Source organism: Streptococcus cristatus (assembly GCF_003943515.1).
Classification (GTDB): Bacteria; Bacillota; Bacilli; order Lactobacillales; family Streptococcaceae; genus Streptococcus; species Streptococcus cristatus_D.
The window spans coordinates 12,294-23,591 of the sequence record NZ_RJPT01000010.1 but is presented as its reverse complement, the minus strand read 5'-3'; the positions used below and the strand labels follow the sequence as shown (position 1 = coordinate 23,591).

Below are 11,298 nucleotides of genomic sequence, written 5' to 3'. Positions count from 1 at the left end.
GGAATCTGGCCGAAGGAGTCATGCTCCCAGAACGGAATATCTATTTCCAAGGTTTTAGCTCGTATCAGTTAGGCTTGCAAGATTTTGGAGAATTTATCTATTTTCCGAAGTTTCAGCTCATGTTCAGCTAAGATATCATTGTTAAAAAAGTTAAAAATTATTTATAAAACAGGAGGAGCATTATGACTTACCATTTTCAAAATCCCAGTGACGGCGTTGTCAAGCGCTATCTAGAAACCAGCAAGGTGATTGCTGTTGTCGGTCTATCAGACCGTGAGGAAACGACCAGTAACCGTGTGTCCAAGGAGATGCAGGAGCGGGGCTATCGCATTATTCCGGTAAATCCGCGGGCAGCGGGCAGTCAGATTTTTGGTGAGACAGTTTATGCCAGTCTCAAAGATATTCCTTTCCCAGTGGATATTGTCGATGTTTACCGTCGTAGCGAGTTTTTGCCAGATGTGGCGCGTGATTTTCTGGAAGCAGATGCCAAGATTTTCTGGGCTCAGTTGGGCTTGGAAAATGAAGAAGCTGAACAGATTTTGCGTGCAGCTGGTCACGACGATATCGTCATGGATCGCTGCATCAAACGCGAGCATACCCGCTTGATTCTGGGCGAATAAATGGCCAAGTTAGTCATTATTCGTGGCAATTCCGGCTCTGGCAAGTCGAGTCTGGCCAAGAAACTGCAGGCACACTATGGTCGAGGGACTCTTTTGATTGCGCAGGACACAGTTAGACGAGACATGCTCAAGGAAAAAGTAGAGCCAGGGAATTTGTCTATTGACCTGACGGAGACATTGGCACGCTTCGGTTACGAACATGATCTGCTGGTCTTGGTAGAAGGGTTTTATGAGACAGACATTTATGGTCACATGCTGGAGCGGTTACGGACTTTGTTTTCTTCTCAGATCCTAGCTTATTACTATGATTTGACTTTTGAAGAAACCGTCCGTCGCCATCGGACCAGAACCAAGCAGGAGGAATTTACCCCAGCCGACATGAAGCGCTGGTGGAAAGATCGAGATTTCTTAGGCTGGCAAGAAGAATCGTTCTTTAGGAACGAAGATTCTCTAGAAGCAGCCTTTGAGCGGATCGTTCATGATTTAGAGAAAATTTGAAACGAAGCACAGGAGGAGGAACTTCTGTGCTTTTTGCATCAAAAAGGCATTTTCAGAAATTTTAAATAAATTTTGAGAAAAATATCACACAAAATGTTGACAAAATTATTTCACAGGATTACAATTAGATTACAAAATATTTCTTTTATTACAAAAAGTTTTAAAGAATATATTTTAGTGGGGTAAGATGTCCCCTATGCAAGCCAACATCCCTACTATCGTTTAGCAAATTGATGATAAACTGACAAGGAGATTTCATTATGAAACGTAGTAAATTTATTCTATTGACAGCCACTGCCTTGTGCTCTGCTTTCCTGCTCGCCGCCTGTAGCTCTAAGCCTTCCACGAAGGTGAACAGCAGTTCCACTTCCCAGACATCTAAGACTAGTAGCTTAGGCGAGTCCTCCACCAAACCATCAGCTAAGCAAAGTTCTGCTTCTAACTCCGTGACATCCTCTTCAACTCCTCAGACTTCTAGCGACCAGGGTATTTCCAGTCAAGCTGAGAAGCCCGTGGAAAACAAGACTTCAGCAGATTCAAACACGTCACCAACTCCGGCTACTCCAGTGGCTCCAACAACTTCTGGTATGGATATCAATGCTCTAGCAAATGGTGATTTCTCTAGCATTACTGGTACTTGGCAAGACGATTTGGGCAATCAATTAGTCTTTGATGCAAATGGTTTGGTGTCCCATACTTACAGAGGAAATGAATCAAGCGACTACACTTTGACAAATAGTCAAGTATATGAAGGTAAGTTTGGAGCGTTTTTAACTCATAAATCAGGGAATCAAGTGGCCTCCTTCACAGCCATTCCTAAAGGAGCTCGTCTTTATGATACTGGAAGTCAAAATCCGAAAGAACGTATTTTAGTGGGGCAAGATTTCACTTACGCATCTCAACATCCCTACTATCGCGTAGCGAATTGATGTATTGAATGATGAGAATCGCGGTGCGAGTAGCTTTCCAAGGTACTCGTCATGCTGAAAATATAAAAACAAGGAACAGAATTGATTGCTGTTCTTTTTCTTTGCTTTATTGGGAAAGTTTGCTCGTAGGGCTGTTTTGGATTATTTTTTTGTAAAATGGCTCTTTCTTCTCCAAAAATTGGTACAATAAAAGAAAGCGTTTTAATTGAATGATGAGGTAGTAACGATGAAAATATCTTTAGAAGAAATTCAAAGAGTTGCCAACCAAGGTCCTTTCTATCCAGACTGGGACTCTCTTGCGACCTATCAAGTGCCCCACTGGTTCAAAAGGGCTAAGTTTGGGATTTTTATCCATTGGGGACTTTACAGCCTTCCTGCCTTTGGGAGCGAGTGGTACTCTCGAAATATGTACATCCAGGGTACGGCAGAGTTTGACCACCATATCAAAACTTATGGGCCTCACAAAGATTTTGGCTACAAGGATTTTATCCCACTCTTTACTGCCGAAAATTTTGATGCGGACGAATGGCTGCGCCTCTTTAAAGAAGCGGGAGCCCAATACATGTTTCCAGTGGCGGAGCATCACGACGGCTTCCAGCTTTATGCCAGTCAGCTTTCTCCTTTTAATAGTGTAGAAATGGGGCCAAAACGTGACATCTTGGGGGAATTGAGTCAGGCAGCTCAAAGAGAGCAAGTTCATTTTTGTACTTCCTCCCATCGGGCAGAGCATCACTTTTTCTTTTCGCATGGGAAGGAGTTTGCCAGTGACATTGCCAGCGAAGTCAGTCGCGAGGAACTCTACTGGCCGGCTATGCCAGAGCCAGACCACCATGATTTGTTTGGTCAGCCTTATCCGAGTCAGGAGTTTCTAAATGATTGGCTCTTGCGTACCTGTGAGCTGGTTCGAGATTACCAGCCTGAGATTTTGTATTTTGACTGGTGGATTCAGCATGCAGCTTTTAAAGAGTATATAAAGCTTTTTGCTGCCTATTATTATAATTTAGGAGCAGCTTCTGGGAAGCCAACTAGCATCTGCTACAAGCATGATGCGCTGGCTTTTGGTGCGGGGATTGTGGAAGTGGAGCGCGGTGGTTTCGCAGAGATTCAACCTTTCACTTGGCAGACGGATACGGCTATCGCGCGAAATTCTTGGGGCTACACAGAGAACCTTGACTATAAGTCAGCTAAAGAAATCATCCAAACCTTGATTGATGTCGTGTCCAAAAATGGGAATTTGCTGCTGAATATCGGTCCCAAAGGAGACGGGGCGATTCCAGAAAAAGATCGAGAAATCTTGAGAGAAATCGGGGCTTGGCTCCAAGTGAATGGCCAAGCAATCTATGATTCACGTGCGTGGAGGCAATTTGGAGAAGGTCCTACACAAGTATATAGTGGGCCATTTTCGGATGGGAAAAACATCCCTTATACAAACCAGGATTTCCGTTTCACGGCCAAGGGCGGAGCGGTGTATGCCTTTCTGATGGAGCCTGCAGTAAATCAGTGGCTGACCATTCAGGCCTTGGCAGACGAAAGAGAAAATCCCGCTTCTCGCTTTCATGGTATCATAGAAGAGGTGTCCTTACTGGGCTATGAGGAACCGCTCGAATGGGGACAAACACCCCAAGGTTTACGCGTCTTCATGCCGAGTGTAGCAGGCGACTCACCCTTGGTGTTGAAGGTCCAACTGCGTTAAATCTAGACGAAAAAATGAGGCTGGGACAAAAGTCCTAGCCTCTCAATTGTCTTTGGATTGTCGAGCAAGACGCAGTGGTTGAGTGGGCTCTACTACGCTGATTTCATCAGCTTTTACAGCCCTACTCAACTGTGCGGAGGTGGAACGACGAAATCGAATTCTAACGAATTACCGATTTCTGTCCCACTCTCATTTTACTTACTTAGTGATTTTAAATTTTCATAAAAGAGTGCTCGAGCTGTCGTGATATAAGGATAGACCACGACACCAGCGATTCCCAGTGTGATACCGATCAGGATATACCAGCCGATAAAGCTAAGATCCAGCAAGAAACGTTTCCACTTATAGCCGTTCATCATGCGTCTACTTTGCACGATGATTTGCCAAGGACCTTGGTAGGTGCCAGTGCTCAGCTGATCATAAAGGATGAAGTCGGTCTGAGAGTAAGCGTAGTTGGCCATCAGGAAGACTGCCGTACCAGCCAAGACAATGAGAGTGCCGAGAAACATCATGGGCGCATAGCTGACGATTTGCTCCACCTCAGGACTAGCAGCTGTCAATTGGGACAAATCGGATATTTTCCCATAAATAGCCAGCACCTTGTAACTGCTGAAAATAAGGAAAAATGAACCGACAAGGCTGATAGAATTCCACAACAAGAGGAGAATACTCTTAGTCAGCTGTGTGATAAAAATCGGTGAGAAAAGCTCGGCAGAAAAGATTCGGCCAATATCTGTAAAGCCAGCTGTATCGCGTTTTTTTCGGACGACTTCTATCATGCTGAAGCTAGCAGATAAAAAGAGCAGGGCGATGACAAATTCCACGATTTGCGGGAAAATCTGACGACCAAAAATCACAACAAAGGCCTGATTGATCTCCAACTGGGGAATAATCTCCTCCAGATGACGATTGGGAGATAGATAGGTAGATAAGATGGTTACCAGAGTTGGAATGGCAAAGAGCGAGTAGATGCCGTTGGTTTGATTTCGGATAGTGCGTGCCTGGGCACGGATTTCGCTTAAATTCATACAGACCTCCATTTCATGATTTTTATTATACCACATATCGTGACAGACGAGACTTTTTTTGGTAAAATCATACGGTATCTTATGAGCGCTTGTCGCTTATTTTATAGAAGAAAATAGCTGGGACTGTCTTTCCCAGCAGGAGGAAACATGTCAGATTCACCGATTCAGTATCGTTTGATCAAAAAAGAAAAGCACACAGGTGCGCGCTTGGGGGAGATTATCACGCCTCATGGCACCTTTCCAACACCTATGTTTATGCCGGTCGGCACTCAGGCTACGGTCAAGACTCAGTCGCCAGAAGAGCTCAAACAAATGGGTTCTGGTATCATTTTGGCCAATACTTACCACCTCTGGTTGCGGCCGGGTGATGAGCTGATTGCCCGTGCAGGTGGCCTACACAAGTTCATGAACTGGGACCAGCCTATTCTGACCGATAGTGGTGGTTTTCAGGTTTATTCTCTAGCTGACAGCCGCAACATCACAGAAGAAGGGGTGACTTTCAAAAACCACCTCAACGGCTCCAAAATGTTCCTGTCGCCAGAAAAGGCCATCTCGATCCAGAACAATCTAGGCAGCGACATCATGATGTCCTTTGATGAGTGCCCACAGTTCTACCAGCCTTATGACTATGTCAAGAAGTCCATCGAGCGGACTAGCCGTTGGGCGGAGCGTGGACTCAAGGCTCACACTCGTCCGCACGACCAAGGTCTCTTTGGGATTGTTCAGGGTGCTAGCTTTGAAGATTTGCGTCGCCAATCTGCTCAAGACTTGGTCAGCATGGATTTCCCAGGTTACTCTATTGGAGGTCTGGCTGTTGGCGAGTCTCACGAAGAGATGAATGCAGTGCTGGACTTCACAACGCCCTTGTTGCCTGAAAACAAACCTCGCTATCTCATGGGAGTTGGAGCGCCAGATAGCTTGATTGACGGTGTTATTCGTGGGGTTGATATGTTTGACTGTGTTCTGCCGACTCGGATTGCCCGAAACGGTACCTGTATGACCAGTGAAGGACGTCTGGTTGTCAAAAATGCCCAGTTTGAGGAAGATTTCACGCCGCTAGATCACGACTGTGACTGCTACACTTGTACAAACTACACGCGGGCCTATATCCGCCACCTGCTCAAGGCTGATGAAACCTTTGGACTCCGCTTGACCAGCTATCACAACCTCTATTTCTTGGTAAATCTTATGAAGAAGGTTCGTCAAGCCATTATGGATGACAATCTGCTAGAATTCCGCGAAGATTTTGTCGAGCGCTACGGCTACAACCGCTCCAAGAGAAATTTTTAAGAATCTTCATTGAAGGGAAGAAGTATGTCTGATGAAGGAAAATTGTTGGAAAGCTTGGTAGACTATCTGTCGGATGGTCAAAAGCACACTCTGAGGATTTTTGGTCACGGAGCTTCAGGTAAGTCAACTTTTGCTCGAAAACTCCAGCTAGCCTTGGGTGAGGAACGAACCAATCTTTTGGAAACAGATTCTTATGTAATTACTGGGGAGTATCGAGATTTGCTTAGCTCTAAGGATTTTCCTCATCAAAAAGTAACGGCTTGTATCCCAGCCGTTCATGAACTGAGTAGTCTGGAGCGTGATATTTGTGCTTTGCAGTCTGGTCTGGATATTCTGACCATTGGAAAAGCTTGGTCACCGAGTTTGCGTTTGTCAGCTCAAAAACCAATTTTAATAGTAGAAGGTATGTCAGCAGCTTTTTTGCCTAAAAGCTTGTTTGATTTATCGATTTGCTTTTACACGGATGATCAAACTGAGTTAGAACGCCGCTTAGCGCGGGATGTAGCTGTGCGAGAACGTAGACCGGAGTGGATAGAGCAGACGCATTTAGATCGGAGAGAGCAATATCAGCACTTTTATCAGCCCTATCTAGCAGCTGCAGACCTTGTCATATGCCAGACTGGCAATAGCTTTCGCATCGAAAAGGACAGCCCGTTGTTATAAAATAAAGTAGTAAAAGCAAATTTCTCATTCTTAATCTCACTGATGTGCGTCAGTGAGCATTTTTATTTTTTGAGCAAAAACTCAAACGAATAGGTAGAATAATCTAAATTTTCTTCTATATAAGTGATTACAAGAATTATAAGTCGCCTAGAAAACGCTTTTATAAAAAATTATCCTAAAAATCTTTAAAAACTTGCTCAAATCCCTTGCAATGCTTGGTTCTTTGTGTTAAGATACTATGGTGCTGTGAAAACAGCGTGTAGCTTTGATGCAAGAGGTTGCGACACGCTCGGTTGCATTGCCACGCAATCACCTGTCGGTTTTCTTGTGGAGCTAGCCTATTATCTTAAATAGACGAAAAAAGGAGAAAAAGATGGCAAACAAAAAAATCCGCATCCGTTTGAAAGCTTACGAACATCGTACACTTGACACAGCGGCTGCAAAAATCGTAGAAACTGCTGCACGTACAGGTGCTGAAGTTGCGGGTCCAATCCCACTTCCAACTGAACGTAGCCTCTACACAATCATTCGTGCGACTCACAAATATAAAGACTCTCGCGAACAATTTGAAATGCGTACTCACAAACGCTTGATCGACATCATCAACCCAACTCAAAAAACAGTTGACGCTTTGATGAAGTTGGACCTTCCAAGCGGTGTGAACGTAGAAATCAAACTTTAATCTAAAGCTTGATATCTTGAGCATAAAAAACGCTCGTTAAAAACTTTTTAGACAAAAAATAGAAAAGGAAACATTTTCTCATGACAAAAGGAATCTTAGGGAAAAAAGTGGGAATGACTCAAATCTTCACTGAAGCTGGCGAATTAATCCCTGTAACTGTTGTTGAAGCAACTCCAAACGTTGTTCTTCAAGTGAAAACAGTTGAAACAGACGGTTACAACGCAGTTCAAGTTGGTTTTGATGACCTTCGTGATGTATTGAGCAACAAACCTGCTAAAGGACATGTAGCGAAAGCTAACACGGCTCCTAAGCGCTTCATTCGTGAATTCAAAAACATTGAAGGCTTGGAAGTTGGTGCGGAAATCACAGTTGATACATTCGAAGCTGGTGATGTTGTTGATGTAACAGGAACTTCAAAAGGTAAAGGTTTCCAAGGTGTAATCAAACGCCACGGCCAATCTCGCGGTCCAATGGCTCACGGTTCACGTTACCACCGTCGTCCTGGTTCAATGGGACCAGTTGCGCCAAACCGTGTTTTCAAAAACAAACACTTGGCTGGACGTATGGGTGGCAACCGTGTAACGATTCAAAACCTTGAAATCGTTCAAGTTGTTCCAGAGAAAAACGTTATCTTGATCAAAGGAAACGTACCTGGTGCTAAGAAATCTCTTATCACTATCAAATCAGCAGTTAAAGCTGGTAAATAATAAAGAAAGGGGAAATCAGTCACAATGGCAAACGTAAAATTATTTGACCAAACTGGTAAAGAAGCTGGTGAAGTAGTTCTTAACGACGCAATCTTTGGTATCGAACCAAATGAATCAGTTGTCTTCGACGTGATCATCAGCCAACGCGCTAGCCTCCGTCAAGGAACTCACGCTGTTAAAAACCGTTCTGCAGTATCAGGCGGCGGACGCAAACCATGGCGTCAAAAAGGAACTGGACGTGCTCGTCAAGGTTCTATCCGCTCTCCACAATGGCGTGGTGGTGGTATCGTCTTCGGTCCAACTCCTCGTTCATATGCCTACAAACTTCCACAAAAAGTTCGCAGATTGGCATTGAAATCAGTTTACTCTGAAAAAGTTGCTGAAAACAAATTCGTAGCTGTAGACAGCCTTTCATTTACAGCTCCAAAAACTGCTGAGTTTGCAAAAGTGCTTGCAGCATTGAGCATTGACACAAAAGTACTTGTTGTTCTTGAAGAAGGAAATGAATTTGCTGCACTTTCAGCACGCAACCTTCCAAACGTTAAAGTTACAACAGCAACATCTGCAAGTGTTCTTGACATTGCAAACAGCGACAAACTTCTTGTTACTCAAGCAGCTATCTCTAAAATTGAGGAGGTTCTTGCATAATGAATTTGTATGACGTTATCAAAAAGCCTGTCATCACTGAAAGCTCAATGGCTCAGCTTGAAGCAGGCAAATACGTATTTGAAGTAGACACTCGCGCTCACAAACTTTTGATCAAGCAAGCTGTTGAAGCTGCTTTTGAAGGAGTTAAAGTTGCTAATGTCAACACTATCAACGTAAAACCTAAAGCAAAACGCGTTGGACGTTACACTGGTTTTACAAACAAAACTAAAAAAGCTATCATCACTCTGACAGCAGATTCAAAAGCAATCGAGTTGTTCGGAGCTGCTGAAGCAGAATAATCTAAGGAGGAAATATCGTGGGAATTCGTGTTTATAAACCAACAACAAACGGTCGCCGTAATATGACTTCTTTGGATTTCGCTGAAATCACTACTAGCACTCCAGAAAAATCTTTGCTTGTTTCTTTGAAGAGCAAGGCTGGTCGTAATAACAACGGTCGCATTACTGTTCGTCACCAAGGTGGCGGTCACAAACGTCACTACCGTTTGATTGACTTCAAACGTAACAAAGACGCTGTTGAAGCAGTAGTTAAAACTATCGAGTACGATCCAAACCGTTCAGCAAACATCGCTTTGGTACACTATACTGACGGTGTGAAAGCATACATCATCGCTCCTAAAGGTCTTGAAGTAGGTCAACGCATCGTTTCAGGTCCTGAAGCAGATATCAAGATCGGTAACGCACTTCCGCTTGCTAACATCCCAGTTGGTACTTTGGTTCACAACATTGAGTTGAAACCAGGTCGTGGTGGCGAATTGGTCCGTGCTGCTGGAGCTTCTGCTCAAGTATTGGGTCAAGAAGGTAAATACACTCTTGTTCGTCTTCAATCAGGCGAAGTTCGTATGATTCTTGGTACTTGCCGCGCTACAGTTGGTGTTGTCGGAAACGAACAACATGGATTGGTTAACCTTGGTAAAGCAGGTCGTAGCCGTTGGAAAGGTATCCGTCCAACAGTTCGCGGTTCTGTAATGAACCCTAACGATCACCCACACGGTGGTGGTGAAGGTAAAGCACCAGTTGGTCGTAAAGCGCCATCTACTCCATGGGGCAAACCTGCTCTTGGTCTTAAAACTCGTAACAAGAAAGCGAAATCTGACAAACTTATCGTTCGTCGTCGCAACGAGAAATAATCTAAAACAATCTATCCGCCAGCTCGGTAGCGCTGCTAAGCAGCGCAGGCCGCTGTGGTACTTATTTTAAAGGAGAAAACATAAAAATGGGACGCAGTCTTAAAAAAGGACCTTTCGTCGATGAGCATTTGATGAAAAAAGTTGAAGCTCAAGCTAACGACGAAAAGAAAAAAGTTATCAAAACTTGGTCACGTCGTTCAACGATTTTCCCAAGTTTCATCGGTTACACAATCGCAGTCTATGACGGACGTAAACACGTGCCTGTTTACATCCAAGAAGACATGGTAGGTCACAAGCTTGGTGAATTTGCACCAACTCGTACTTACAAAGGTCACGCTGCAGACGACAAGAAAACACGTAGAAAATAAGGAGAACATAAATGGCAGAAATTACTTCAGCTAAAGCAATGGCTCGTACAGTGCGTGTTTCACCTCGTAAAACTCGTCTAGTTCTTGACAATATCCGTGGTAAAAACGTCGCTGACGCAATCGCAATCTTGAAATTCACTCCAAACAAAGCTGCTGGCATTATCGAAAAAGTATTGATCTCTGCAATCGCTAATGCTGAAAACAACTTTGGTTTGGAAAAAGCTAACTTGGTAGTATCTGAAGCTTTCGCAAACGAAGGACCAACTATGAAACGTTTCCGTCCACGCGCTAAAGGTTCAGCTTCACCAATCAACAAACGCACAAGCCACATCACTGTGGTTGTTGCAGAAAAATAAGGAGGTAACATCGTGGGTCAAAAAGTACATCCAATTGGTATGCGTGTCGGCATCATCCGTGATTGGGATGCCAAATGGTATGCTGAAAAAGAATACGCGGATTACCTTCATGAAGATCTTGCAATCCGTAAATTCGTTCAAAAAGAATTGGCTGACGCAGCTGTTTCAACTATTGAAATCGAACGCGCAGTAAACAAAGTTAACGTTTCACTTCACACTGCTAAACCAGGTATGGTTATCGGTAAAGGTGGAGCTAACGTTGATGCACTTCGTGCAAAACTTAACAAATTGACTGGAAAACAAGTACACATCAACATCATCGAGATCAAATCTCCAGATTTGGATGCTCACCTTGTTGGTGAAGGAATTGCTCGTCAATTGGAGCAACGTGTTGCTTTCCGTCGTGCTCAAAAACAAGCAATCCAACGTGCAATGCGTGCAGGAGCTAAAGGAATCAAAACTCAAGTATCAGGTCGTTTGAACGGTGCAGATATTGCTCGTAGCGAAGGATACTCTGAAGGAACTGTTCCACTTCACACCCTTCGTGCGGATATCGATTACGCTTGGGAAGAAGCTGATACTACTTACGGTAAACTTGGTGTTAAAGTATGGATCTACCGTGGTGAAGTTCTTCCAGCTCGTAAAAACACTAAAGGAGGTAAATAA

Annotated in this window: 15 protein-coding genes; 14 read left to right on the top strand and 1 reads right to left on the bottom strand. The window is 43.9% G+C overall.

Annotated features, from left to right (window positions below; translation table 11 throughout):
* Positions 1 to 182 precede the first annotated feature (182 nt).
* The 4 genes from D8791_RS08560 (at position 183) to D8791_RS08545 (ending at position 3,740) form a co-directional block, all read left to right on the top strand.
* Positions 183 to 620 (top strand): CoA-binding protein, encoded by a 438-nt coding sequence (locus tag D8791_RS08560; RefSeq protein WP_125447323.1) that lies wholly within the window; start codon positions 183 to 185, stop codon positions 618 to 620.
* The gene (locus tag D8791_RS08555; RefSeq protein WP_125447321.1) at positions 621 to 1,118 is read left to right on the top strand and encodes a kinase; all 498 of its coding nucleotides are present in this window, start codon (positions 621 to 623) and stop codon (positions 1,116 to 1,118) included.
* Between the two features lie 260 nt (positions 1,119 to 1,378).
* Positions 1,379 to 2,047, top strand: a complete 669-nt coding sequence (locus D8791_RS08550; RefSeq protein WP_125447320.1) for a DUF6287 domain-containing protein — start codon at positions 1,379 to 1,381, stop codon at positions 2,045 to 2,047.
* A gap of 226 nt (positions 2,048 to 2,273) precedes the next feature.
* Positions 2,274 to 3,740: an alpha-L-fucosidase gene (locus tag D8791_RS08545; RefSeq protein ID WP_125447318.1), complete on the top strand. Its 1,467-nt coding sequence runs from the start codon at positions 2,274 to 2,276 to the stop codon at positions 3,738 to 3,740.
* A gap of 194 nt (positions 3,741 to 3,934) precedes the next feature.
* Here D8791_RS08545 and D8791_RS08535 read toward each other — a convergent pair whose 3' ends face one another.
* Positions 3,935 to 4,768 carry a DUF975 family protein gene (locus D8791_RS08535; RefSeq protein WP_125447316.1) on the bottom strand — a complete coding sequence of 278 codons (834 nt, stop codon included), beginning with the start codon at positions 4,766 to 4,768 and terminating at the stop codon, positions 3,935 to 3,937.
* Between the two features lie 147 nt (positions 4,769 to 4,915).
* On the opposite strand from D8791_RS08535, the gene tgt reads away from it, so the two are divergent.
* From tgt to rpsC, 10 genes are all read left to right on the top strand, one after another.
* Complete coding sequence (tgt, locus tag D8791_RS08530) at positions 4,916 to 6,058, top strand: tRNA guanosine(34) transglycosylase Tgt (protein WP_125447315.1); 1,143 nt, start codon at positions 4,916 to 4,918, stop codon at positions 6,056 to 6,058.
* 24 nt (positions 6,059 to 6,082) lie between these two features.
* Complete coding sequence (locus D8791_RS08525; protein WP_125447313.1) at positions 6,083 to 6,721, top strand: uridine kinase family protein; 639 nt, start codon at positions 6,083 to 6,085, stop codon at positions 6,719 to 6,721.
* Between the two features lie 373 nt (positions 6,722 to 7,094).
* Positions 7,095 to 7,403, top strand: a complete 309-nt coding sequence (gene rpsJ, locus D8791_RS08520) for a 30S ribosomal protein S10 (RefSeq protein WP_005591304.1) — start codon at positions 7,095 to 7,097, stop codon at positions 7,401 to 7,403.
* An 80-nt stretch (positions 7,404 to 7,483) separates the two neighbouring features.
* Positions 7,484 to 8,110: a 50S ribosomal protein L3 gene (gene rplC / locus D8791_RS08515; protein WP_045498245.1), complete on the top strand. Its 627-nt coding sequence runs from the start codon at positions 7,484 to 7,486 to the stop codon at positions 8,108 to 8,110.
* A 24-nt stretch (positions 8,111 to 8,134) separates the two neighbouring features.
* Entirely contained in the window at positions 8,135 to 8,758 is a 624-nt protein-coding gene (gene rplD, locus D8791_RS08510; protein ID WP_125447312.1) for a 50S ribosomal protein L4, read from the top strand.
* The gene (locus D8791_RS08505; RefSeq protein ID WP_005591301.1) at positions 8,758 to 9,057 is read left to right on the top strand and encodes a 50S ribosomal protein L23; all 300 of its coding nucleotides are present in this window, start codon (positions 8,758 to 8,760) and stop codon (positions 9,055 to 9,057) included. Before rplD ends, D8791_RS08505 begins: the two co-directional genes overlap by 1 nt.
* A 17-nt stretch (positions 9,058 to 9,074) precedes the next feature.
* Positions 9,075 to 9,908, top strand: coding sequence for a 50S ribosomal protein L2 (gene rplB / locus D8791_RS08500; protein WP_125388353.1), 834 nt, complete (start codon positions 9,075 to 9,077; stop codon positions 9,906 to 9,908).
* A gap of 86 nt (positions 9,909 to 9,994) precedes the next feature.
* On the top strand, positions 9,995 to 10,276 hold the full coding sequence (rpsS, locus tag D8791_RS08495) for a 30S ribosomal protein S19 (protein WP_000533766.1): 282 nt from the start codon (positions 9,995 to 9,997) through the stop codon (positions 10,274 to 10,276).
* Positions 10,277 to 10,287: 11 nt separating this feature from the next.
* Positions 10,288 to 10,632 carry a 50S ribosomal protein L22 gene (rplV, locus tag D8791_RS08490; RefSeq protein ID WP_005591300.1) on the top strand — a complete coding sequence of 115 codons (345 nt, stop codon included), beginning with the start codon at positions 10,288 to 10,290 and terminating at the stop codon, positions 10,630 to 10,632.
* A gap of 12 nt (positions 10,633 to 10,644) precedes the next feature.
* On the top strand, positions 10,645 to 11,298 hold the full coding sequence (rpsC, locus tag D8791_RS08485) for a 30S ribosomal protein S3 (protein WP_005591299.1): 654 nt from the start codon (positions 10,645 to 10,647) through the stop codon (positions 11,296 to 11,298).